The organism is Saccharothrix coeruleofusca (assembly GCF_017876325.1).
In the GTDB taxonomy this organism is placed as follows: Bacteria; Actinomycetota; Actinomycetes; order Mycobacteriales; family Pseudonocardiaceae; genus Actinosynnema; species Actinosynnema coeruleofuscum.
Genome location: NZ_JAGINV010000001.1, coordinates 4,926,902 through 4,949,963 on the forward strand (window position 1 = coordinate 4,926,902; position 23,062 = coordinate 4,949,963).

Below are 23,062 nucleotides of genomic sequence, written 5' to 3' on the forward strand. Positions count from 1 at the left end.
CCTCCTGCGCCTAGAGTGGACGGCCGTGCCCGGACACGGGTGAGCAGACCCTGAATGCGGAGGGGGACCCCTAGCGAGATGACGAAGAGCTTCGCCGACGATCGGCTTGACGGGGCAGAGGCTCGTATTCGTCGTTTCCTGGAGGAACAGCGACCGGCCACACCGTGCCTGGTGATCGACCTCCCCACGGTCCGCGCGCGGTTCACCGCGATCCGCGACGCGCTGCCGGGGGTCGGGATCTACTACGCGGTCAAGGCCAACCCCACGCCCGAGGTCGTCGAGGTGCTGGCGGCCGAGGGCTGCCGCTTCGACGTGGCCAGCCCCAACGAGATCGACCTGTGCCTGGCGCGGGGCGCCGCGCCGGAGGCGATCTCCTACAGCAACCCCATCAAGAAGGCCGCGGACATCGCCTACGCCTTCTCGCGCGGGGTGCGGCTGTTCGTCTCCGACAGCGAGCAGGACGTGCGCGCGGTCGCCGAGCACGCGCCGGGCTCGTCGGTGATGCTGCGCATCCTGGTCGACAGCAAGGGGTCCACCTACCCGTTCGGCAAGAAGTTCGGCTGCTCGCCGGAGATGGCCACCGACCTGCTGCGGCTGGCGGGCGAGCTGGGGCTGGTGCCGCTGGGCGTGGCCTTCCACGCGGGTTCGCAGCAGCTGGACCCGACCGGCTGGGACGCCGCGATCGCCGACGCCGCCGAGGTCACCGCGAAGCTGCGCGCCGAGGGCGTGGAGCTGACCACGGTCAACCTCGGCGGCGGGCTGCCCGCGGGCTACCTGGAGCAGCCGCCGCCGCTGGCCGAGTACGCCGCGGCCATCACCGCCGCGGTCGACCGGCACTTCGGCCCGGTGCGGCCGGAGGTGATGATCGAGCCGGGGCGCGCGATCGTCGCCGAGGCCGGGGTGATCCGGTCCGAGGTGGTGCTGGTGTCGCGCAAGTCCTACGGCGACGAGCGCCGCTGGGTGTTCCTGGACATCGGCCGCTACGGCGGGCTGGCCGAGACCGAGGGCGAGGCCATCGCCTACCCGCTGCGCACCAACCGCGACGGCGGGCCGACCGGCCCGGTGGTCATCGCCGGACCGACGTGCGACGCCGACGACGTGCTGTACCAGCACACCTGCTACGAGCTGCCGCTGGACCTGCGCGCGGGCGACCACGTCGACCTGCTCAGCGCGGGCGCGTACACGGCCAGCTACTCCTCGGTGGCGTTCAACGGCTTCCCGCCGCTGGCCGCCCACTGCGTGCGGTGAGCACGCTCCTCGTTCCCCCGCAAGACTTTTCTATGGTTTGGAGTGATTGATGTCCGAAGTCCCGTGCGAGACCGAGCCGGTGGGCTTGTTCGCAGGACAGCACGTGTTGGCGGAGTTGGACGGGGTGAGCCCGGAGCTGCTGGACGACGAGCGGTTCCTGCGACACGCGCTCGGCGAGGCGCTCACCCAGGCGGACGCCACCGTGTTGGAGGTGGTCTCCAAGCAGTTCGAGCCGCAGGGGGTCACCGTGCTGGCCCTGCTGTCGGAGTCGCACGCGTCGATCCACACCTATCCCGAGGTCGGGTCGGTGTTCGTCGACGTGTTCACGTGCGGCACCCGTGCCAAACCCGAGCTCGCGGTGCAGTTGCTGGCCGAGGCGCTGGGGGCGGCATCCGCACGGACGGACATGATCAGGCGCGGCACGCAGGTGCCCGCGCTCATCGGTGAGGAGAAGGCGTGATCCGCGAACCGCTCGCGGCCGGTTTGACCAGGCACTGGGACGTCGAAGAGGTCGTCGTCGACACCAACACCGCGTTCCAGCACCTGGTGATCGCCCGCACGGCCCAGGGCCTGTCGCTGTTCTGCGACGACGACCGGCAGAGCACCGAGTTCAGCCAGCTGACCTACCACGAGGCGCTGATGGTCCCGGCGCTGCTGCTGGCCGACCGGGTGGACCGGGTGCTGGTCATCGGTTCCAGCGAGGGCGTGGTGTGCCAGATGGCGGTGGCGGCGGGCGCGTCGGTGGTCGACCACGTCGACATCGACGAGCAGGCCGTGAAGCTGTGCGCCGAGCACCTGCCCTACGGCTACACCCTCGACGAGCTGGCGCTGGCCGAGAAGGGCGAGGGCCCGATCCGGGTGCGCTACACCGACGGGTGGGAGTACATCCGCACCACCGCCGAGCGCTACGACATCGTCCTGGTGGACCTGCCGGACGAGCGCGAGGAGGAGGCGCAGCACAACCGCCTGTACGGCGAGGAGTTCCTGCGCATGTGCAAGGCGCTGCTCACGCCGGGCGGCGTGGTGGTCACCCAGGCGGGCTGCCAGACCATGTGGCGCAACAGCACGCTGATCCGCTCGTGGCAGCGGTTCAACGCGGTGTTCGACACGGTGGCCTACTACGGCTCCGACGAGCACGAGTGGGCCTACCTGTTCGGCCGCGCGGACGAGGTCGCCAACCCGGCCGCGCTGATGGCCGAGCGGCTGCCCGCGCTGGGCTACCGGCCGGAGACGATCGACGACCTGGCGTTGCGGGGCAACACGATCCCGCCCTACCAGGTGCGGCACTCCCCGGCCTGAGGCCGGGACGTCGGGGCCGCCGGGGACTTCCCCCGGCGGCCCCGACGCCTTTTCAGGCCAGGGCGCGCTTGAGGAAGTCGACCTGGAGCAGCAGCAGGTTCTCCGCCACCTGCTCCTGCGGGGTCATGTGCGTGACGCCGGACAGCGGCAGCACGGTGTGCGGCCTGCCCGCCGCCAGCAGCGCCGAGGACAGCCGCAGGGTGTGCGCGGCCACCACGTTGTCGTCGGCCAGGCCGTGCACGATCATCAGCGGGCGCTGCAGCTTCGGCGCGTCGTCGATGAGCGAGTTGGCGTCGTAGACCTCCGGCCGCTCGTCGGGGTGGCCCAGGTAGCGCTCGGTGTAGTGGGTGTCGTAGAGCCGCCAGTCGGTGACCGGGGCGCCCGCGATGCCCGCGTGGAACACGTCCGGCCTGCGCAGCACGGCCAGCGCCGCCAGGTAGCCGCCGTAGGACCAGCCCCGGATGCCCACCCGGCCCAGGTCCAGGTCCGGTTCCCGCTCGGCCACCGCGCGCAGCGCGTCGACCTGGTCGGTCAGCGTGGCGCCCGCGAAGTCGAACGCGATCTCCCGCTCCCACACCGGACCCCGGCCCGGCGTGCCCCGGCCGTCCACCACCAGCACCGCGAAACCCTGGTCCGCCAACCACTGCGGCACCAGGTAGGCGTTGCGGGCCGAGGTCACCCGCTGCGCGTGCGGGCCGCCGTAGGGGTCCATCAGCACGGGCAGCTTGGTGCCCGGCACGTGGTCGCGCGGCAGCAGCAGCGCGGCGCGCAGGTCCCGCTCCCCCACGGTGAGCAGGCGGACTCGCGGGGTCAGCGCGGGGGTTTCCGCGTGCGACTCGATGACGTGGCCGCCGACGGTGACGCGGGGGCCGAACCAGTCCAGGCTCGACGACGACAGCACCAGCCTGCCGCCGCCGCGCGTCGCGCTGTGCACGCCGTCCTCTGTGGACAGCCGGGTGATCGAGTCCGCGGTGACCGAGTAGACGTGGACCTGGGTCGGGTCGTCCTCGGAAGCGGAGACCAGCACGTCCTGTTCGGACACGTCGAGCACGGCGCGCACCTGGAAGCCGTCCGGCGTCCACTCCCGGTCGCCGACCACGAGCCGGTTGGCGTCACCGCGCGGCACCACGCGGACCAGCTCACCGCCAGGGGTCCACGCGGGCACGCCGGGCACGATCTCCAGCCAGGTCGGGTCGGTCTCCTCCACCAGCACCTCGACCCCGCCGGTGGCCGGGTCCACCGCCAGCACGCGCGCGGTGCGCTGGTCGCGCGACTGCACCGACAGCAGCGGCCTGCCGTGGCCGGACCAGTGCGCGCAGGCCAGGTAGGGGAACGCGGTGTTGTCCCAGTCCACCGCGACGCGCTCGCCGTCCAGGCCGAGCACGGCCAGCTCGACCACCGCGTTGGGCGTGCCCGCGGCGGGGTAGGCGATCTCGGTGGGGGGCGTGGCCGGGTTGGCCGGGTCGGCGATGTGCCAGCGCCGCACCGGCGCGTCGTCCACCCGCGCGGCCAGCACCCGCTCGCCGTCCGGGGAGAACCAGTAGCCCCGGAAGCGGCTCATCTCCTCGGCCGCGATGAACTCCGCCAGCCCCCACCGCACGTGCGGGCCGTCCGGCTCGGCCAGCACGCGGTCCGCGCCGCTCTCCAGGTCCACCACGTGCAGCGCGCCACCGCTGACGTAGCCGACCCGCCGCCCGGTCGGGTCCAGCCGGGGGTCGACCACCGGGCCGGGCGCGGGCAGCTCGCGCACCGCGCCGGTGGCCAGCTCCACCACGAACAGCCTGCCCGACAGGGCGAACACCGCCTGCCGCACGTCGGCGTCGGTGGCGTAGCCGACGATGCCCGCGGCCTGCTCGCGGCTGCGCTCCCGGCGGGCCCGCTCCTCGGGCGGCAGGTCCTCGGTGTCGCCGAGCAGCGCGACCGGGTCCACCAGCAGCTCCTCCCGCCCGGTGGCGGGGTCGCAGGACCACAGCCCGTTGGCCCGGCCGGTGGCCGTGCGCAGGAAGTACACGTGCCCGCCGTCGGGTGCGGCGGTGAAGGTCCTCGGCGCGCCGAGGGTGAACCGCTGGGTGCGCGCGTGCCTGCGCGGGAAGGAGTTCTCGTTGCCCACGCCGCCACCTTCGCAGATGGGGACGCGGCGCTCATCCCGAACCCCTGTCTTCGCGGCGGGCTGAACCGCCGTCGAGACCTGGCCGTAATCGTCGGTGGAGCGAACGACGGACAAGGAGGAGTGAGCGTGATCCGACGAAACCGCATCGCCATAGCCGTCGCGGGCGGCATGGCGGCCGTGCTCGCACTGGTCGTGTGGACGTCCAACGGTGCCGCGCTGCAGGGCACCAAGGTGGCGCAGACCGAGCAGGTGCAGGCCGGGGCCCAGGGCGACTACGGGGACGCGGAACCCCTGGCACCTCCGACCAGCGAGGCCGCCGCCCCCGCCGCGCAGCCGCAGGCCCAGGCGCCCGCCGCCGCGCCCGAAGCGCAGGCCGCCCCCGAGGCGCAGGCCGCGCCCGCGCAGAGCTCGGTCACCCTGGTGGCCAAGACCGTGGACAAGATGGGACGGGTGGTCCAGGACGGCGACGGCCGCACGCTCTACCGGTTCGACAAGGACACCCCGGACCCGGCCAAGTCCAACTGCGAGGGCCAGTGCGCCCAGACCTGGCCGCCGCTGCTGAGCACCGGCACCCCCAAGCTGGAGGGCGTGGACCCCGCCCTGGTCTCCACGGTCAAGCGGGCCGACGGCAGCGAGCAGGTCACGCTCGCGGGCTGGCCGCTGTACACCTACGCCAAGGACGAGGCGCCGGGCAAGTGGCGCGGGCAGGGCGTCGGCGGAACCTGGTTCGTGGTGCAGCCCGACGGCACGCGCAACGTCGAGTGCCTGCCGCCGGGGGTGACCGCCCCGGCCGCGTGAGACGAAGCAGCCACTCCCCACGACGTGATCCCCCGGCCTGGGGTTGGCCGGGGGATCACGGGCGTTCCGGGACCGTCCTCACAGGACGGTGGCGACCTCGTCGAAGTCCAGGCGCGGGTTGCGCGGGTAGTAGCGCTCGGGGTCGGGGTGGCCGATGTTGACCACGACCAGCGGGGTGCGCGCGGTGCCCTCGAAGAACTCCCGGCGCACGCCCTCGGCGTCGAAACCGGCCATCGGACCAGCGGCCAGCCCAGCGGCGCGCACGCCGATGATGAAGTAGCCCGCCTGCAGCAGCGCGCTGACCTTGGCCACCTCGGCGCGGTCCGGGTTGGCGGCGAACGCGTCCCGGATGCCGGGGACGACCGGGAAGGTGCGCGGCAGGTGCTCGTGGAAGTCCGCGTCGGAGGCCAGGATCGCGGTCAGCGGCGCCTTGGCGGTCTTGTCCCGGTTGCCCTCGTTCATGTGCGGCAGCAGCCGCGCCCGCGCCTGCTCGCCGCGCAGGTAGACCACCCGCAGGGGCTGGCTGTTCACGCCCGTCGGACCCCACTTGACCAGGTCGTGCACGGCCCGCAACTGGTCGTCGGTCACCGGCTCGGCGGTGAAGACGCTGGCCGTGCGCGCCTCGCGGAAGAGCAGGTCCTGCGCCTCGCGCGGGAGCGCGAGGACGTCGAGCGTCGCGGACATGGGTCCTTCTTTCGGTTGTCCCGTGTGGGGTTTCACACGGGACAACCTCCGGAGGGAACCGGCTATTTCGTGACTGCTTTCACAGGGTCGGGTACAGAGGGTGCTTGGCCGCCAGCGCCTCCACGCGGGTGCGCAGCGAAGCCAGGTCCGGGTCGGGCCCCAGCGCGGTGGCGATGATGTCGGCCACCTCGGTGAAGTCCTCCGCGCCGAAGCCCCGGGTGGCCAGCGCCGGGGTGCCGATGCGCAGCCCCGAGGTGACCATCGGCGGGCGCGGGTCGTTGGGCACCGCGTTGCGGTTGACCGTGATCCCCACCTCGTGCAGCCGGTCCTCGGCCTGCTTGCCGTCCAGCTCGGAGGCCACCAGGTCGACCAGCACCAGGTGCACGTCCGTGCCGCCGGTGAGCACCTTCACCCCCGCCGCGGCGGCGTCGGGTCGCGACAGCCGCTCGGCCAGGATCTTCGCGCCCTCCACGGTGCGGCGCTGGCGGTCGGCGAACTCCGGCGACGCGGCGTGCTTGAACGCCACCGCCTTGCCCGCGATCACGTGCTCCAGCGGCCCGCCCTGCTGGCCGGGGAACACCGCGGAGTTGACCTTCTTGGCGATGTCCGCGTCGTTGGTCAGGATCACGCCGCCGCGCGGGCCGCCCAGGGTCTTGTGCGTGGTGGTGGTGACCACGTGGGCGTGCGGGATCGGGCTGGGGTGCAGCCCGGCCGCCACCAGGCCCGCGAAGTGCGCCATGTCGACCATCAGGTACGCGCCGACCTCGTCGGCGATGCGGCGGAACTCGGCGAAGTCCAGCTGCCGGGGGTAGGCCGACCAGCCCGCCACGATCAGCCGGGGCTGGTGCTCCCGCGCCAGCTTCTCCACCTCGGCCATGTCGACCCGGCCGTCCTCGTCGGAGACGTGGTAGGGCACCACGTTGTAGAGCTTGCCGGAGAAGTTGATCCGCATCCCGTGGGTCAGGTGGCCGCCGTGCGCCAGGTCCAGGCCCAGGATGGTGTCGCCGGGCTGCAGCAGCGCGAACATCGCGCACGCGTTGGCCTGCGCGCCCGAGTGCGGCTGCACGTTGGCGTAGCCCGCGTCGAACAGCTCCTTGACCCGCGCGATCGCCAGCCGCTCGATCACGTCGACGTTCTCGCAGCCGCCGTAGTAGCGCCTGCCGGGGTAGCCCTCGGCGTACTTGTTGGTCAGCACCGACCCCTGCGCCTGGAGCACCGACACCGGGGTGAAGTTCTCCGACGCGATCATCTCCAGCGTGCTCTGCTGGCGGGAGAGCTCGGCGGCGACCGCTTCGGCCACCTCCGGGTCGAACTCCGCCAGGGAGGTGTTGAAGTGCGCGGACATGGCGTGTCTCCCTTTACGACTTGCGCTTGTAGAACGGCAGTGCGACGACCTCGACGGGTTCGCGCCTGCCCCGGACGTCCACGGTGAGCCGGGTGCCCGGCTCCGCGTTGGCCTTGGTGACGTAGGCCATGGCCACCGAGTAGCCCAGCGTCGGCGACAGCGCGCCGCTGGTGACCTCGCCCACGGGCGCGCCCGAGTCGTCCAGCACGGGGTAGCCGTGCCGGGGGGCGCGGCGCGAATCGGTCCGCAGGCCGACCAGCGCGCTGTCCACGCCCTGCTCGGCCACCTTCGCCAGCGCCTCGCGGCCGACGAAGTCGCCGGGCTTGTCCAGCTTCACCACGCGCCCCAGGCCCGCGTGGAACGGGGTGCGGTCCACGCCCAGCTCGTTGCCGTACAACGGCATCCCGGCCTCCAGGCGCAGCGTGTCGCGGCAGCCCAGACCGGCGGGCTTGAGCTCGTGCGGCGCGCCCGCGGCCAGCAGCGCCCGCCACACGGCGGGCGCGTCGGCCGGGTCGAGGAACAGCTCGAAGCCGTCCTCGCCGGTGTAGCCGGTGCGGGCCAGCAGCGCGGGCCGGTCGGCCACGGTGGTCGGGTAGGAGGCGTAGTACTTCACCTCGGCTAGGTCGGTCGGGGTCAGGCCGGCGAGGATCTCCGTCGAGGCGGGTCCCTGCACGGCCAGCAGCGCGAAGTCGGCGGACTTGTCGGTCACCTCGGCGGCGAAGCCCTCGGCCCGCGCCACCAGCTCGCGGTGCACCACGCCCGCGTTGGCGGCGTTGGCCACCACCAGGTACTCGGTCTCGCCGGTGCGGTAGACGATCAGGTCGTCCAGGACGCCGCCGTCGGGCCGGCAGATCATGGTGTAGCGGGCCCGGCCGACGCCGATCGCGGAGGCGTGGCCGACCAGGGCGTGGTCCAGCGCCGCGCCCGCTTCCGCGCCGGTGACCAGGATCTCACCCATGTGGGTCAGGTCGAACAGGCCCGCCGAGGTGCGCACCGCGCGGTGCTCGGCCAGCTCGCTGTCGTAGCGCAGCGGCATCCGCCAGCCCGCGAAGTCGGTGAACTGGGCGCCCAGCGCCTCGTGCTCGGCGTGCAGCGGCGTCCGACGGCTTTCCATGGGGCGGGTCCTCCCTGGTGGCGGGCATGGCGGTAGCGCCGCCGGGGTGGGGGCGGCCTGCCAGTGCGTAAGGATGACACGGTTCACCGGGGGACTCCTCGTCGTGGGAGCCTCCCCCTCTGTCATGAGCCTGAGAGCTTCGCCGCGAGCGCGCGGCTTGCACCGTGGGCGAGGCGCGCCGGGGCGCCTGCTTTCCAGAGTTGCCTTCGTCGGGCGGTAGCTGGGCCTGAGAGATTCCGGGGAGGGGTTGCTCCTTCGGCGCCCCTGGTGGGGACTCTCCCGCGCGACGTCGACGGCCGTGTTCAGTTCGTCCCGCCAGACGCTAGGCGGACCCGACCGGCGGGGTCAACCGCGAACCGGTCACCGGGTCCGTCACGGGGTCGGTCACAGGGCGCGGTCCGCCCGGACGCTGTCGACCACCTTGCGCTCGGCGTAGAAGGAGACGAACGGGATGGTGCCCGCCAGCAGCACCAGCGCGGTGCCCTTGATCGACCAGCGCGCCTTGAGCGCCAGGTCGACGGTGAGCACCAGGTAGACCGCGTACAGGAAGCCGTGCACGGGGCCGACGACCCGCATCAGGCCCGGCTCGCCGCCCGCGTACTTGACGACCATGGCCAGCACGAGGGCGAGCAGTCCGACGCCCACCACGTACGCCATGAACCGGAACCGGCCCAACGCACCGCTCATCGCTCCACCGACCGCCTTCGCCTCAGCGCTGGTCCCGCGCGTTCAGCTCGGCGAGGTAGCGGTTGTAGGCCGCCAGTTCGTCGTCCTCGTCGTCGCGCGCGGGTGTCCTGACGGGGTCCACGGTAACGACCGGCTCGGGCGCGGCCTCGGGCGGCTCGGCGTCCTTGCGGGCTTCGAGCCTGCGGATGCGCCACACCACGAAGGCCGGGAAGAGTCCGAAGAGGGGCCACTGGAGCACGTAGCCCAGGTTCTGGAAGGTGCCCCCGGCGGAGGAGAAGCGCTGCCACTGCCACCAGGCCAGACCGCAGCACACGACCAGCGAGGCGGCGCAGGTGACCGTGATGGCGACGCGCTGGGGGGTGAAGACGCTGCCGGGCACACCGCCAGAGTAGCCCGGCTCGCGGTCCGCTTCACGGGGAGTCGAGTCCCCGTCGGGTGGGCTCCCGCTCAGGAGCCCGCCCCCAGGTCGATCCCAGAGCTAGGCCACGCCGTCCCGGCGTTGCCTCTGCAGCCTGGCCACGCACCAGGCCGCCGCACTGCCCCGACGCAGGTGCTGCAGCACCGTCATCGGGCCCAATCGACGCCCCAGGTCGGCGGGCGAGAGCCCGGCCGCCCGGTAGTCCAGAGCGCGCTGGTCCAGCGGGCTGATGCCCGCGTCCCACCACTGCTCCGCCTCGGCGAGGTCGCCGACCAGCTGCCAGTAGCTGGCCGCCGCCGCGAGCAGGACCTCGGGCACCTCGGGCGCCCGCTTCCGCATCGCGGCCACGTAGGCCGGGTCAGCCGACTCGACCCGCACCGCACCGCGAACCCCACCAGTTGCCCGCTGCGCGGGGATCGCCGGCGCGGACGGCGGGGCTTCGGCGAGCCACGCGTCCTTGATCCGGTTCACCTCTCGCAGCTCGGCGTCGTCCGAGCGCTCAGCCGCCCACTGCCGCAGCAGCTCGTCGACTCCGGAGTCCTCGACCATTCTGCCTCCTCGTCGGTCGAAGATCAGCCAATGCAGCGCACCGTATTCGCGGGTACCGGCAACCGCTAGACCCAGGTTCGTCAAAAACCCTGTTACCAGGGCGTTATAGCCCGCATTCCACCCGTTAGGCGCAACCTTGCACGGTTGATGCCACTCTCAGTGATCAGCTTCGCGGGCCGCACCCGCCCTATCCGAACAGGCTCCGGAAGAAGGTGATGACGGCCTCGGCCGCCTCGCGCAGCCACTGCAGGACCTGCCGGACCGCCGCCGCCGACTCGTCGGGCTGAGTGATCAGGAGGAACAGCGCCAGCGCGACAGCGGCCAGCGTGACCACCTTCTTGACGTTCACCGATAGCTCTCCGTCCGTTCGCGGGATGGCGGTGGGCCGCGGGCACGGCCTCGGGGACGCCGGGTCACCGGACATGCTCTCCCATTCACCCGGACGCCGTCCGGCAAACCCGCCCCATCCCACGACCGGCGGCAGGCTTGCGCACTGAGCCACGCCCACCACGCGCCACACATCACCCGAACGGACTATTAAGTGCATTGGTGACCGAACCGATGACGTGGGTAGAGCGCCTCGCTCGCCCCCCTCGGCACGGACATCGGAGTTCCGCGACATCGTCACAACTTCGCCGCAGATCACCCGAATGAGCCGCGCACGCACCGAGCGTGACCACGGTCAGTGGCGGCTGCTCTCATTTACTGGATACTTCCCGTGAATTTCCGCCACCCATTCCCGGCTCACCCGACAACCCCGGCGGCGCGCAGTTCCGCGATGCGGTCCGCCGCCAGCCCCAGCTCGGTCAGCACCTCGTCCGTGTGCTCCCCCGCGGCGGGCGGCGCGCCCGGCGCCGCGGCGGGCGTGCGGTCGAACCTCGGCGCGGGCGCGGGCAGCGGCACGCCCCCGACCTCGACGAACGCGCCGCGGGCCGCGTTGTGCGGATGCTCGCGCACCTCCCCCGGCTCCAGCACCGGCACCAGGCAGGCGTCCGTGCCCTCCGCCAGCGCCGCCCACTCGTCCCTCGTCCGGGTGGCCACCACCTCGGCGATGCGCTGCCGCAGCTCCGGCCAGTTCGCCGGGTCGTGCCTGCTGGGCACGTCGTCCTCGGACAGGCCCAGCACGCTCAGCAGTTCGGCGTAGAACCCCTCCTCCAGCGCGCCGATGCTGACGTGCCCGCCGTCGGCGGTGGCGTAGACGTCGTAGAACGGCGCCCCGCCGTCGAGCAGGTTCTCCCCCCGGCCGCCCCGCCACGCCCCGGCGTTGCGCATCCCGTGCAGGAACGTGGTCAGCAGCGCCGCGCCGTCCACCATGGCCGCGTCCACCACCTGCCCCCGCCCCGAGCGCTCCCGCTCGTACAGCGCGGCCAGCAGCCCCAGCGCCAGCAGCAGCCCGCCGCCGCCGAAGTCGCCGACGAGGTTCAGCGGCACCGTCGGCGGCTGGCCCGCCCGCCCGATCGGGTCCAGCGCGCCCGCCAGCGCGATGTAGTTGATGTCGTGGCCCGCGCGGGCGGCCAGCGGCCCGTCCTGCCCCCAGCCGGTCATCCGGCCGTAGACCAGCCGGGGGTTGCGCGCCAGGCAGTGCGCCGGGCCGATGCCCAGCCGCTCGGTCACCCCCGGCCGGAAGCCCTCCACCAGCGCGTCGGCCCGCGCCACCAGGTCCAGCACCAGCGCCGCGCCCGCCGGGTGGCGGATGTCCACGCCGATCGAGCGCCTGCCCCGGCCCAGCGGGTCGCCGGGCACCGCGGGGGCGGCCCCGCCCACCCGGTCCACCCGGATCACCGACGCGCCCAGGTCGGCCAGCACCATGCAGCCGAACGGCGCGGGCGCCAGCCCCGCCAGCTCGACCACCCGCAGCCCCTCCAGCGGCCCGCCCACTAGAGCGACCTCGCGATGATTTCCTTCATGATCTCGTTCGTCCCGCCGTAGATCTTCTGCACGCGCGCGTCCGCCCAGGCCCGCGCGATGGGGTACTCGGTCATGTAGCCATAGCCGCCGAACAGCTGCACGCACCGGTCCACGACCTCGCACAGCTCGTCGGTGGACCACCACTTGGCCATCGCCGCGGTGGGCACGTCCAGCTCGCCCGCCAGGTGCAGCTGGACGCACTCGTCGACGAAGGCGCGGGCCACCCTGGCCTTCGTGGCGCACTCGGCCAGGGTGAACCGGGTGTTCTGGAACTTGATCAGCTCCCGGCCGAACGCGGTGCGCTGCTTGACGTAGGCCAGGGTCAGCTCCACCGCCGCCTCGATGCCCGCCACCGACGCCACCGCGATGATCAGCCGCTCCTGCGGCAGCTGGCGCATGAGCTGGACGAAGCCCTGCCCCTGCGCACCCAGCAGGTTGGCCGCGGGCACCCGCACCTCGTCGAAGAACAGCTCGGCGGTGTCCTGGCCCTTCAGCCCGACCTTGTCCAGCACCCGGCCCCGGCGGAAGCCCGGCGCCCGCGCGGTCTCCACCACCAGCAGCGAGGTGCCCGCCGCGCCCAGCGCGGGGTCGGTCTTGACCACCACGACCACCAGGTCGGCCTGCCCGCCGTTGGTGATGAAGGTCTTCGAGCCGCTGACCACGTAGTCGTCGCCGTCGCGCAGCGCTGTGGTCCTGATGCCCTGCAGGTCCGACCCGGCGCCGGGCTCGGACATGGCGATCGCGCCCACGTACTCGCCGCTGGCCAGCTTGGGCAGCCAGCGGTGCTTCTGCTCCTCGGTGCCGTAGGCCAGCAGGTAGTGCGCCACGATGCCGCTGTGCACGCTGTTTCCCCAGGAGCTGTCGCCCGCACGGGCCTGCTCCTCCAGCAGCACGGCCTCGTGCGCGAAGGTGCCGCCGCCCCCGCCGTACTCCTCGGGGACGGACAGGCACAGCAGCCCCAGCTGCCCGGCCTTGGTCCAGAAGTCGCGGTCCACGTGCTTCTGCTCGGCCCAGCGCCGCTGGTGGGGCACCGCCTCCTTCTGGAAGAACGCGCGGGCCAGCCCCCGGAGCTGGTCCAGGTCCTCGGTCATCCAGGCGGAGCGGCGCGCGGGCATGGCACGACGGTGCCACCGGCCGGTCCCCAACGCCATGACCGACGCGCACCGCCTGCCGTCGGGATGGTGAGCGCAAATGTCACTTCGCCCGGTCATGGGCCTGCCGCGCCCGCTTGCCTACCGTGAGGAGCATGAGCGAAGCCTTGATCTTCGACGCGGTGCGCACGCCGCGGGGCCGGGGGAAGCGCGGCTCGCTGCACAGCGTCAAGCCGATCACCCTGGCCTCCGGGGTGCTGGCGGCGCTGGCGCGGCGCAACGACCTGGACACCTCGGCGGTGGACGACGTGGTGTTCGGCGTGGTGACGCCGGTCGGCGAGCAGGGCGCGGACATCGCCCGCACCGCGGTGCTGGCGGCCGGGTGGGACCTGCGGCCCGCGGGCGTGCAGCTCAACCGGTTCTGCGCCTCCGGCCTGGAGTCGGTGAACCTGGCGGCGGCCAAGGTGGCCTCCGGGTTCGAGGACCTGGTGGTGGCGGGCGGTGTGGAGTCGATGTCGCGGGTGCCGATGGGCTCCGACGGCGGCGCGTGGATGGCCGACCCGGAGACCAGCACGGCCACCCACTTCGTGCCGCAGGGCGTGAGCGCCGACCTGATCGCCACGCTGGAGGGCTTCAGCCGCGAGGACGTGGACGCCTTCGCGCTGCGCTCGCACCAGCGGGCCACGCTGGCCCGCGACAAGGGCCGCTTCGAGCGGTCGCTGGTGCCGGTGGTGGACCAGAACGGCACCGTCGTGCTCGACCACGACGAGGCCATCCGGCCGGAGACCACCATGGCGGGCCTGGCCGCGCTCAAGCCGAGCTTCGCCTTCCCCGGCGAGCTGGGCTTCGACGCGGTGGCCATCGACCGCTACCCCGCCGTCGAGCGCGTCCACCACGTGCACACGCCGGGCAACTCCTCGCAGATCGTCGACGGCGCGGCGGCGGTGCTGATCGGCAACGAGCGGGCGGGCCGCGAACTCGGCCTGACGCCGAGGGCGCGCGTGCTGGCCACCGCGGTGGTCGGCACCGAGCCGACCATCATGCTCACCGGTCCCGCCCCCGCCTCCCGCAAGGCCCTCGACCGCGCCGGGCTGACCGTGGAGGACATCGACCTGTTCGAGGTCAACGAGGCGTTCTCCGCGGTGGTGCTGCGGTTCCAGCGCGAGCTGGGCGTGCCCGACGAGAAGGTCAACGTCAACGGCGGCGCCATCGCGCTGGGTCATCCCCTGGGCGCCACCGGCTGCATGATCCTGGGCACCCTGCTCGACGAGCTGGAGCGCCAGGACCTGCGCCGCGGGCTGGCCACGCTGTGCGTGGGCGGCGGCATGGGCATCGCGACGATCATCGAGAGGGTCTGATGGCTATCCACTACGAGCGCGACGACGAGGGGATCGTCACCCTCACGATGGACATGTCGGGCTCGGCGAACGTGATGAACGCCGAGTACCAGCAGGCGATGGGCGCGGCGGTGACCCGGCTGGAGGCCGAGCGCGACGACATCGCGGGGGTCGTGCTGACCTCGGCGAAGAAGACCTTCTTCGCGGGCGGCGACCTGAAGCTGCTCATCGGGATCACGCGGGAGAACGCGGCCGAGGCGCTGGGCTTCGTGGAGGAGGTCAAGGGACAGCTGCGCCGCTTGGAGCTGCTGGGCAGGCCCGTGGTCGCGGCGATCGGCGGCAGCGCGCTGGGCGGCGGCCTGGAGATCGCGCTGGCCTGCCACCACCGCGTGGTGCTCGACGACGACCGCATCCGGCTCGGCCTGCCCGAGGTCACGCTGGGCCTGCTGCCCGGCGGCGGTGGCGTGACCAGGCTGGTGCGGCTGCTGGGCCCGCAGGCCGCGCTGCCGCTGCTGATGGAGGGCAAGCAGCTGCGGCCCGCGCGCGCCGTGCGGGCCGGGTTCGCGCACGAGCTGGCGTCCTCCCGCGAGGAGCTGATCACCAAGGCGCGCGCGTGGATCAAGGACAACCCGCAGCCGCGGCAGCCCTGGGACGTCAAGGGCCACACCGTGCCGGGCATGAGGTTCGGCGACCCCGGCGTGTACTCGACGCTCAGCGCCGCGCCCGCCGTGCTGCGCAAGAAGACCCACGGCGCGTTCCCGGCCCCGGAGAAGATCCTCGCCGCCGCCGTCGAGGGCGCGCTGGTGGACTTCGACACGGCGTTGAAGATCGAGGCTCGGTACTTCCTGGAGCTGGCCACCGGGCAGGTCGCCAAGAACATGATCGGCACCTTCTGGTTCCAGCTCAACGAGATCGAGGCGGGCGGCTCCCGTCCGTCCGGTGTGGACCGCACGGCGGTGACCAGGGTCGGCGTGCTGGGCGCGGGCATGATGGGCTCGGGCATCGCCGAGGTCAGCGCCAAGGCGGGCGTCGAGGTGGTGCTCAAGGACGTGACGCTGGAGGCGGCGCGGCGCGGCGCGGGTGACACGCCCGGCATCACGCCCACCGACTCCTACGCCGACCTCGCGGGCTGCGACCTGGTCGTCGAGGCGGTGTTCGAGAACCGCGAGCTGAAGAACGAGGTGCTGGCCGCGGCGGAGTCGGCCGCCCTGCCGGGCGCGGTGATCGCGTCCAACACCTCGACGCTGCCGATCACCGGCCTGGCGAACGCGGTGGCCGACCCGAGCCGGTTCGTCGGGCTGCACTTCTTCTCGCCGGTGCCGAAGATGCGGCTGGTGGAGATCATCCGCGGGGAGAAGACCTCCGACGAGACGCTGGCGCGGGCGTTCGACTACGCCCGGCGGATCGGCAAGACGCCGATCGTGGTCAACGACGGCCGCGGCTTCTACACCTCGCGCACGTTCGGCACCTACGTGACCGAGGCGGTGTCGATGGTCGCCGAGGGCGTGCCGCCCGCGCTGATCGAGAACGTGGCGCGCCGGGCGGGCATGGCCGTGGGCCCGCTGGCGGTGTCCGACGAGGTGACGCTGACGCTGCAGCTGGAGATCCGCGACCAGACGCTGGCCGACGACCCGGACGCGACCGGCGCGCTGGGCGGCCACCCGGCGTTCGCGGTGCTGGAGGAGCTGGTCGCCGAGGGCCGCACCGGCAGGTCCGGCGGGGGCGGGTTCTACGAGTACCCGGAGGGCGGCGAGAAGTTCCTGTGGCCGGGGCTGGCGCGGTACGCGCGCGAGGACGCCGGGGTGACCGAGCGGGACGTGGAGGACCGGCTGCTGTTCATCCAGTCGCTGGAGACCGTGCGGTGCCTGGACGAGGGCGTGCTGACCTCGGTCGGCGACGCCAACGTGGGCAGCGTGCTCGGGTTCGGGTTCGCGCCGTGGAGCGGGGGGACGGCGCAGTTCATCAACTCCTACGGGCTCGGGGAGTTCGTGCAGCGGGCGGACTACCTGGCCGACACCTACGGCGAGCGCTTCCGCCCGCCCGCCTCACTGCGCGAGCGCGCCGCCTCGGGCGAGCACTTCTAAGCCCCTCCCCGCGCCCGCAAGTACTACCCGGCCCGCTCCCACTGGCCGGTAACTACTACCGGGCGCGGGGACGGCGGTGTCCGAACGCTCGGTTCGGGGGTCAGCGGGTGGGGTTGGTGCGGTAGGCGCCGGGGCTGCTGCCGGTCCAGCGCTTGAAGGCGCGGTGGAAAGCGCTTGCCTCGGAGAAGCCCAGGCGCAGCGCCAACTCCTCCACGGACTCGCTGCCGCGCACCAGCGCCGCCACCGCCTGGTCGCGCAGCAGCTGTTCGCGCACCTCGCGGAACGACGTGCCCTCGGCGGCCAGCTTGCGGCGCAGCGTGGGCGCGCTGCAGCCCAGCCGCGCGGCCACGTTCTCCAGCCCCGCCACACCGCTGCCCAGCACCCGCCGCACCTGGCTGGAGGTGTCGGCCCCGTGGTCGCGGCGGGACAGCAGCTCCGCGGGCGAGTTGCGCAGGAACCGGCGCAGCGCCGCCTCGTCCTGCACCACCGGCATCCGCAGGAACCGGGCGTCGAACCGCAGCACGGTCGCGGGCGCGTCGAACCGCAGCGGGCAGCCGAAGATGAGGTGGTACTCGGCGGCGTGCGGCGGTTCGGGGTAGGCCAGGTCCAGGCCCAGCAACGGGATGCGCCTGCCGATCAGCCACGACGAGAACCGGTGCCACAGCACCAGCAGCGACTCCGCCAGGAACCGGTCGGGATCGTCCAGCTCCGCCGTGGACAGGGTGAACCGCGCGACGCCGTCGGCCTCCGCCAACCCCATCGCGGGTTCGACGTCGAACAGCGCGTAGAAGGCCAGCCCGCGGCGCAGCGCGGCTTCCAGCGTGGCGCAGTGCACCGCCAGCAGGCACATGGTGGCGAACGTGCCGCGCTTGCTCGGGCGCGGCGCCAGTCCCATGAACTCGTCGTCGAGGACTTCCCACAGCGCCTGGATCAGCCGGGTGTACTGCTCGGGGGTGACGCGGGCCCGTTCGTCGCCGAGCAGCGCCTCGCCGATGCCCGCTCGCGCCAGCAGCGCGGACAGGTCGTGGCCGTGCCGCGCGGCGCCGCGCAGGGCCGCGGCGACGTAGTGGATGGCGACGGTCCGGGTGAGCATCGGGGACCAGTGTGACAGCCGGAAGCGGCGGCGCGATGTGGGGAGAGAGAAGGTTCCGCGCCGCCGCTCCGGGTGGCTCACCCCAGTGAGCCGACTTCCTCGTCGATGGGGCATCCGCCCGCCCATCGACGAGGGGCGTCCGGTGTGGCGAGTACTACGTTATCTGGTCTAGACCAGATACGTCAATACTACGAAAAGACCATTCGGGACATCATCGTCGATATATTTCCGACAGGTTTCCCGGCTGTTCCGGCGACGCTAACGCAAGCTCTCCGAAAATGTTTCGGGCAGTGCGGGCACTGCAGACGGCCGAATCCGCACTTTTCGTTCACGACAACCACCTTCGTGTTTCCGGAGTTAGCGCGCTCCACCGGTCGCAATGGACGGCGAAAAACACCGGTCCGCATCCGAGGGGCCGGTTCCGATGCACGTGCGGATGACTGTGCCGCTGCTCGTGTGGGGTGCGGCCCGGCCCGACCCGCGGACGAGCCGGGCACGGCGATCCGCGGATCGGGCCGCGCCGCGGGTTAGGGTCGGTGCGTGGAACGAACAGGCCAGGTGGTGGTGGGCGCGCTGATGCTCGGCTGTGCGTTGTTCGGACCGTTCCCGCACCCGGTGCCGCTGTTGTTCGTCATCGCCGCGGTGGGCGCCGCGAACGCCGCCTTCCCGTTGATGCGGACGTTCGGCTCGGCTCTGCTCGGCGGCGTGGCCGCGGCCAGCGTGGGGCTCAGCTCAGTACCGTTCGTGACCTGCTCCACGGAGAAGTTCACGGACGTGTTCACCTGTACGGGTGGGGCGCCGACCTGGCACATGACCGGCACGGTCCTGGTCGCCGGGCTGTCCGGGGCCGGCCTGGTGCTCTCCCGCGCCTCCCGGTCGGCCGACCTGGACCGGCGGCTGGACCAACTGCTGGCCCAGCGCCGGTGACCTCGCCGATCACCCGTCCGGTCAAGGCTCGGTGCGCGGTGGTGAGGTGAACGGGTGGTTGTCCCGATTCAGGCGGGCCAGGCCGGTGGGGATCGGCGCATCGGGCGGTACTGTTCACCCGCTCACGTTGGACTGCGAGGAGGACGGCTGTGCGGGTGCTGTGGGCGACGTGCGGCCTCGCCGTGGCGGCGTCAGCGCTGACCGGTGTGCTCATCGGGGTGTACCTCGACGGGGTGGACGACAAGAAGGCCGACACCCCCGCGTCGACCTGGCTCACGAACAGACCCCAGACGGCGTCGTCCACGACAACGCCGTCGACCAGCACCACGCAGGACCAGGTCTCGACCCAGCCGACCACGACCACCACGTCGCGGAAGCGGACCACCACCGCGGCCCCGCCGCCCCCGGTGGAGGACGGCGGGGGCACCACGACCACCACGCAGACCACCACACCTCCCCCGACGACCACGTCGACCACGACCGCGGCCTGGCCGTGCAGCCCGCTCAACCCGCTGCCGCCGCCCAGTTGCGACAAGAGGTGACCCCGGCCCCGGCGTCCCGGCGGTCGCAGGCCGAAACGCCCGCGTACCCCGGTGGCAACCTGCCGGGGTGACCCTGGGGCGCATGGACCCCACACCGAAGGACTGGCGGCTGCGCGTGCGGCTGGCCGACAGCCCCGGCACGCTGGCCAGGGTGGCCATCCGGCTGGCCGACCGGGACTGCAACGTGCTCGCGCTGTCGGTCATCCCCGTTCCCGGCGGCGTGATCGACGAGCTGGTGGTGCGGACGGCGCCGGGAGTGCTGCCCGCCGACCTGGTCGAGGAAGTCCGCGCCGAAGGCGGGCGCTGCGTCGGCATCACCGCCGCGGACGTGCGCGACCTGGTCGACGCCCCCACCGCCGCGCTGCGGGCCGCCGCGGGCGCCCTGCGCGACCCCGGCGGCCTGTGCGAGGCCCTGCGCGCGGTGCTGGGGGCCGATTCCGTCGTCGTGCGGCCGCACGCCACCGACGTCCTCCCGGACACGCCCACCGGCGGCCACGAGGTCCACCTGGTCGCCGGGAACGGCGTGGCCGTGGTGGCCCGGCGCGGCTGGGCGCCGTTCACCGGCGTCGAGCTGGCCCGCGCGCGGGCGCTGGTCGACCTGCTCGACCGGACCGGCGCGGCGGCGCCCCGGCCGACCGCGCTGCTCACCGGGGACGGCGTGGCGCTGGTGCTGCGCCCCGGCGGCGCGGGCGACGAGGCGGCCGTGGCCGAGCTGCGCGGGCGCTGCTCGATGCGCACCCTGTTCGACCGCTGCCACTCCGGGGTGCGCACGGTGCCCCGGCGCTGGCTGCACCGGCTGCTCGAACCGCCGCGCGGCACCACCGTGCTGGCGCAGTGCGCGGACCGGGTGGTGGCGCTGGGCCAGCTGATCCGCACCGCCACCCCGGACACCGCCGAGGTCTCGCTGCTGGTGGAGGATGCCTGGCAGGGCCGGGGCGTGGGCACCGCGCTGCTGGCCGAGCTGGCCCGCACCGCGCGCGCCGCGGGCTACCGGGAGCTGGTCGGCTGGTGCCCGCCCGCCGAGACCGCCCTGGTGCGCACCGCCCACCGCGCCGGGCTGGACGTCGCGGTGCGGCGGGAGGACGGCCTGCGGCGGGTTTCGATCACCCCGGCGGGCGTGCCGCCCGAGCCGGGGGAAGGGGTCGCCCATAACGGTGCACCGCTCCCCTCCACCGCCGGGAGTCCCGAAGCCGCGTCGCGGTCGGCGAACCGCCCAATACCTGGGAATTCAGGGTGCGACCTGAGACACGGCCCGGCCCTGGAACCGCTCCCGAACCACTTGCCTGCGGCTAAGCTGGAGGGCCGGTGACGACCTTCGAGGAGTGGTGCCCGTGTCCGTCCAATCGCACCCAGGTGCTCGGCCGACGCTGGAAGACGTGGCGGCCAGGGCCGGGGTTTCGCGGGCGACGGCGTCACGGGTGCTCAACGACTCCCCCAGGGTGAGCCCGGAGGCGCAGGAGGCGGTCACCGCGGCGGTCACCGCGCTGGGCTACCAGCCCAACCGGGCCGCCCGCGCGCTGGTCACCCGGCGCACCGGCGCGGTCGCGGTGCTGTTCTCCGAACCCGAGCCCAAGATCTTCGACGACCCGCACTTCGCCTGGCTGATCCGCGCCGCCGCGCGGGCGCTGGCCGACGCGGACGTGCAGATGGTGCTGATGCTGGTGCACTCGCCCCGCGACCAGGCGCGCGCCGAGCGGTTCCTGGCGGGCGGGCACGTCGACGGCGCGCTGATGTTCGCGCCGCACAAGGGTGATCGGCTGCCCGCCATCGCGCGCAAGCTGCCGCTGCCGGTGGTCTACGCGGGCAGGCCGTGGGGCCCGCTGCGCGGGCTGCACCTGGTCGACCACGACAACCAGGGTGGCGGCGCGCTGGCCACCGAGCACCTGATCTCGTTGGGGCGCAAGCGGATCGGCACGGTCACCGGGCCGCTGGACGAGCTCTCCGCGATCGACCGGCTGGCCGGGTGGCGGGCCGCGACCGGCGCCGACGACGAGACCACCGCGCTGCTGGCCGAGGAGGGCGGGTTCTCCCGCGAGGGCGGCAAGCGCGCGATGGCCGCGCTGCTGGAGCGGGCGCCGGACCTGGACGCGGTGTTCGTGGCCAGCGACCTGATGGCCGCGGGCGCGCTGGACGCGCTGCGGGAGGCCGGGAAGCGGGTTCCCGACGACGTGGCGGTGGTGGGCTTCGACGACCACCCGATGATCGCCCCGCACACCGTGCCGCCGCTGACCAGCGTTCGGCAGGACACCGGCGACCAGGTGCGGCACATGGTGGAGCACCTGCTGCGACTGCTGCGCGACGAGCCGGTGCGGGCGCGCCGCGAGGTGCTGCCGACGGTGCTGGTGCGGCGCGAGAGCGCTTGAGCGGGGCTCCCCGGCAGGGAGGGGAGCCCCGCTCCGCCGGTCAGCTCACCTGGTAGCCCTCGGCGGGCACCGCGTTGCGGTCGATCACGCGCGCCAGCGCGCGCCCGCTGTCCTTGACCGTGCGGACCTGCGTGTCGTAGTCCACGTGCACGATCCCGAACCGCTGGCTGTACCCGGCGGCCCACTCGAAGTTGTCCAGCAGCGACCACGCCAGGTACCCGCGCACGTCCGCGCCGCGCTCCACCGCCCGGTGCACCGCGCGCAGGTGGTCGAGCAGGTAGCGGGTGCGCTCCGGGTCCGCGACGCGGCCGGCGTCGACCACGTCGGGGAACGCCGAGCCGTTCTCGGTCACCACGACCGGCACGCCCGCGGCCTCGGTGCCCAGCCGCACCAGCAGCTCGGTGAACGCCTCGGCGTTCTGCTCCCAGCCGAACCCGGTCAGCTCGCCCCTGGGCGGCAGCAGCTCCACGCCGCGCAGACCGGGGTGCGGCCCGTCGGTCACCACGTGCGCGCCCGCGGGCGCGACGCGGCTGGGGCTGTAGTAGTTGACCCCCAACCAGTCCAGCGGCGCGCCGATGACCTCCTGGTCGCCGTCGCGCACCAGGCCGTCCCAGTCCACCACCCACGAGGTGTCGGCCAGCACGTCGGCCGGGTAGCCGCGGCCCATCACCGCGTCCAGCCACAGCCGGTTCTGCAGGCCGTCGACCTTGCGGACCGCCTCGCGCGAGGCCTCGTCGTCCCGGTCGGCCAGCACGGTGCTCAGGTTGAGCACGATGGACAACCGCTGGTCGTCACCGGCCTGGGCGCGCATCGCCCGCATCGCCAGGCCGTGGCCCAGCAGCAGGTGGTGCGCCGCCGTCAGCGCCGCCGCCGGGTCCGCGACGCCCGGCGCGTGGACGCCGTTGCCGTAGCCCAGGAACGCCGAGCACCACGGCTCGTTGAGCGTGCTCCACAGCTTCACCCGGTCCGACAGGTGCTCGTGCACCAGCGCCGCGTAGTCGGCGAACCGGTGAGCGGTCTCCCGCGACCGCCAACCGCCCTGGTCCTCCAGTCCCTGCGGCAGGTCCCAGTGGTAGAGCGTGGCGATGGGCTGGATGCCGCGGTCGAGCAGCGAGTCCACCAGCCGGTCGTAGAAGGCCAGCCCGCGCGGCTCGACGCGCCCGGAACCGGTGGGCTGGACGCGCGGCCAGGCCACCGAGAACCGGTACGCGGCCAGGCCGAGCTCGGCCATCAGCGCGACGTCGTCGGCGTAGCGGTGGTAGTGGTCGCAGGCCGGTTCCCCGGTGTCGCCGCCCAGCACCTTGCCCGGTGTGGCGGCGAAGGTGTCCCAGATGGACGGTCCCCGGCCGTCCTCGGTGGTGGCCCCCTCGATCTGGAACGACGCGGTGGCCGCCCCCCAGAGGAAGTCCGGCGGGAAGCGCAGGACGTCCTGACCGACCTCGGTGGCCGGGTCGGTTGCGGTCAT

Annotated in this window: 22 protein-coding genes and 2 riboswitches; of the genes, 10 read left to right on the forward strand and 12 right to left on the reverse strand. The window is 73.1% G+C overall.

Annotated elements, in window-relative coordinates; genetic code table 11:
- Positions 1-78: 78 nt before the first annotated feature.
- Genes JOF41_RS21970 through JOF41_RS21980 form a run of 3 tightly spaced genes read left to right on the forward strand, consistent with a single transcriptional unit; the run spans position 79 to position 2,547 of the window.
- Positions 79-1,248 (forward strand): type III PLP-dependent enzyme, encoded by a 1,170-nt coding sequence (locus JOF41_RS21970; RefSeq protein ID WP_229795420.1) that lies wholly within the window; start codon positions 79-81, stop codon positions 1,246-1,248.
- A gap of 49 nt (positions 1,249-1,297) precedes the next feature.
- Entirely contained in the window at positions 1,298-1,708 is a 411-nt protein-coding gene (speD, locus tag JOF41_RS21975; RefSeq protein ID WP_189223134.1) for an adenosylmethionine decarboxylase, read from the forward strand.
- Positions 1,705-2,547, forward strand: coding sequence for a spermidine synthase (locus tag JOF41_RS21980; protein ID WP_189223133.1), 843 nt, complete (start codon positions 1,705-1,707; stop codon positions 2,545-2,547). The genes speD and JOF41_RS21980 overlap by 4 nt, the downstream gene beginning before the upstream one ends.
- Before the next feature lie 52 nt (positions 2,548-2,599).
- Here JOF41_RS21980 and JOF41_RS21985 read toward each other — a convergent pair whose 3' ends face one another.
- Positions 2,600-4,657 carry a S9 family peptidase gene (locus JOF41_RS21985; protein ID WP_209621643.1) on the reverse strand — a complete coding sequence of 686 codons (2,058 nt, stop codon included), beginning with the start codon at positions 4,655-4,657 and terminating at the stop codon, positions 2,600-2,602.
- A gap of 126 nt (positions 4,658-4,783) precedes the next feature.
- On the opposite strand from JOF41_RS21985, the gene JOF41_RS21990 reads away from it, so the two are divergent.
- Complete coding sequence (locus tag JOF41_RS21990) at positions 4,784-5,455, forward strand: COG4315 family predicted lipoprotein (RefSeq protein WP_189223131.1); 672 nt, start codon at positions 4,784-4,786, stop codon at positions 5,453-5,455.
- Positions 5,456-5,533: 78 nt separating this feature from the next.
- On the opposite strand, the gene JOF41_RS21995 is transcribed toward JOF41_RS21990, so the two are convergent.
- The 9 genes from JOF41_RS21995 to JOF41_RS22035 all read right to left on the reverse strand — a co-directional run bounded on the left by JOF41_RS21995 (position 5,534) and on the right by JOF41_RS22035 (position 13,275).
- Positions 5,534-6,139, reverse strand: a complete 606-nt coding sequence (locus JOF41_RS21995; protein ID WP_189223130.1) for a malonic semialdehyde reductase — start codon at positions 6,137-6,139, stop codon at positions 5,534-5,536.
- Between the two features lie 79 nt (positions 6,140-6,218).
- The gene (glyA, locus tag JOF41_RS22000; protein WP_189223129.1) at positions 6,219-7,484 is read right to left on the reverse strand and encodes a serine hydroxymethyltransferase; all 1,266 of its coding nucleotides are present in this window, start codon (positions 7,482-7,484) and stop codon (positions 6,219-6,221) included.
- A 13-nt stretch (positions 7,485-7,497) separates the two neighbouring features.
- Positions 7,498-8,598 carry a glycine cleavage system aminomethyltransferase GcvT gene (gene gcvT / locus JOF41_RS22005; RefSeq protein ID WP_189223128.1) on the reverse strand — a complete coding sequence of 367 codons (1,101 nt, stop codon included), beginning with the start codon at positions 8,596-8,598 and terminating at the stop codon, positions 7,498-7,500.
- Between the two features lie 112 nt (positions 8,599-8,710).
- A riboswitch (glycine riboswitch) is annotated at positions 8,711-8,801 on the reverse strand.
- A 1-nt stretch (position 8,802) separates the two neighbouring features.
- Positions 8,803-8,890, reverse strand: a riboswitch (glycine riboswitch).
- 92 nt (positions 8,891-8,982) lie between these two features.
- Positions 8,983-9,285 (reverse strand): DUF3817 domain-containing protein, encoded by a 303-nt coding sequence (locus JOF41_RS22010; RefSeq protein ID WP_189223127.1) that lies wholly within the window; start codon positions 9,283-9,285, stop codon positions 8,983-8,985.
- A 22-nt stretch (positions 9,286-9,307) separates the two neighbouring features.
- Positions 9,308-9,664: a hypothetical protein gene (locus JOF41_RS22015; RefSeq protein ID WP_209621644.1), complete on the reverse strand. Its 357-nt coding sequence runs from the start codon at positions 9,662-9,664 to the stop codon at positions 9,308-9,310.
- A 99-nt stretch (positions 9,665-9,763) separates the two neighbouring features.
- Positions 9,764-10,252: a helix-turn-helix transcriptional regulator gene (locus tag JOF41_RS22020; RefSeq protein WP_209621646.1), complete on the reverse strand. Its 489-nt coding sequence runs from the start codon at positions 10,250-10,252 to the stop codon at positions 9,764-9,766.
- A 187-nt stretch (positions 10,253-10,439) separates the two neighbouring features.
- A complete protein-coding gene (locus tag JOF41_RS22025; RefSeq protein ID WP_189223125.1) occupies positions 10,440-10,601 on the reverse strand; it encodes a hypothetical protein in 162 nt (53 codons plus the stop codon).
- A gap of 395 nt (positions 10,602-10,996) precedes the next feature.
- The gene (locus tag JOF41_RS22030; protein ID WP_209621649.1) at positions 10,997-12,130 is read right to left on the reverse strand and encodes a CaiB/BaiF CoA transferase family protein; all 1,134 of its coding nucleotides are present in this window, start codon (positions 12,128-12,130) and stop codon (positions 10,997-10,999) included.
- Positions 12,130-13,275, reverse strand: a complete 1,146-nt coding sequence (locus JOF41_RS22035; RefSeq protein WP_209621652.1) for an acyl-CoA dehydrogenase family protein — start codon at positions 13,273-13,275, stop codon at positions 12,130-12,132. Before JOF41_RS22035 ends, JOF41_RS22030 begins: the two co-directional genes overlap by 1 nt.
- A gap of 131 nt (positions 13,276-13,406) precedes the next feature.
- Here JOF41_RS22035 and JOF41_RS22040 point away from each other — a divergent pair, with 131 nt between their 5' ends.
- Complete coding sequence (locus tag JOF41_RS22040; protein ID WP_209621655.1) at positions 13,407-14,609, forward strand: acetyl-CoA C-acetyltransferase; 1,203 nt, start codon at positions 13,407-13,409, stop codon at positions 14,607-14,609.
- Positions 14,609-16,672: a 3-hydroxyacyl-CoA dehydrogenase NAD-binding domain-containing protein gene (locus JOF41_RS22045; protein WP_209621659.1), complete on the forward strand. Its 2,064-nt coding sequence runs from the start codon at positions 14,609-14,611 to the stop codon at positions 16,670-16,672. The genes JOF41_RS22040 and JOF41_RS22045 overlap by 1 nt, the downstream gene beginning before the upstream one ends.
- 100 nt (positions 16,673-16,772) lie before the next feature.
- Here JOF41_RS22045 and JOF41_RS22050 read toward each other — a convergent pair whose 3' ends face one another.
- Positions 16,773-17,765, reverse strand: a complete 993-nt coding sequence (locus tag JOF41_RS22050; RefSeq protein ID WP_189223120.1) for an AraC family transcriptional regulator — start codon at positions 17,763-17,765, stop codon at positions 16,773-16,775.
- A gap of 540 nt (positions 17,766-18,305) precedes the next feature.
- Here JOF41_RS22050 and JOF41_RS22055 point away from each other — a divergent pair.
- The 4 genes from JOF41_RS22055 to JOF41_RS22070 all read left to right on the forward strand — a co-directional run bounded on the left by JOF41_RS22055 (position 18,306) and on the right by JOF41_RS22070 (position 21,597).
- Positions 18,306-18,692 (forward strand): hypothetical protein, encoded by a 387-nt coding sequence (locus JOF41_RS22055; protein WP_189223119.1) that lies wholly within the window; start codon positions 18,306-18,308, stop codon positions 18,690-18,692.
- 149 nt (positions 18,693-18,841) lie between these two features.
- A complete protein-coding gene (locus JOF41_RS22060) occupies positions 18,842-19,234 on the forward strand; it encodes a hypothetical protein (RefSeq protein ID WP_189223118.1) in 393 nt (130 codons plus the stop codon).
- Positions 19,235-19,316: 82 nt separating this feature from the next.
- The gene (locus JOF41_RS22065; protein ID WP_209621662.1) at positions 19,317-20,543 is read left to right on the forward strand and encodes a GNAT family N-acetyltransferase; all 1,227 of its coding nucleotides are present in this window, start codon (positions 19,317-19,319) and stop codon (positions 20,541-20,543) included.
- A gap of 22 nt (positions 20,544-20,565) precedes the next feature.
- Positions 20,566-21,597: a LacI family DNA-binding transcriptional regulator gene (locus tag JOF41_RS22070; protein WP_189223116.1), complete on the forward strand. Its 1,032-nt coding sequence runs from the start codon at positions 20,566-20,568 to the stop codon at positions 21,595-21,597.
- A 40-nt stretch (positions 21,598-21,637) separates the two neighbouring features.
- Here the strand turns inward: JOF41_RS22070 and JOF41_RS22075 are convergent, their stop codons facing one another.
- Positions 21,638-23,062: a GH1 family beta-glucosidase gene (locus JOF41_RS22075; RefSeq protein WP_189223115.1), complete on the reverse strand. Its 1,425-nt coding sequence runs from the start codon at positions 23,060-23,062 to the stop codon at positions 21,638-21,640.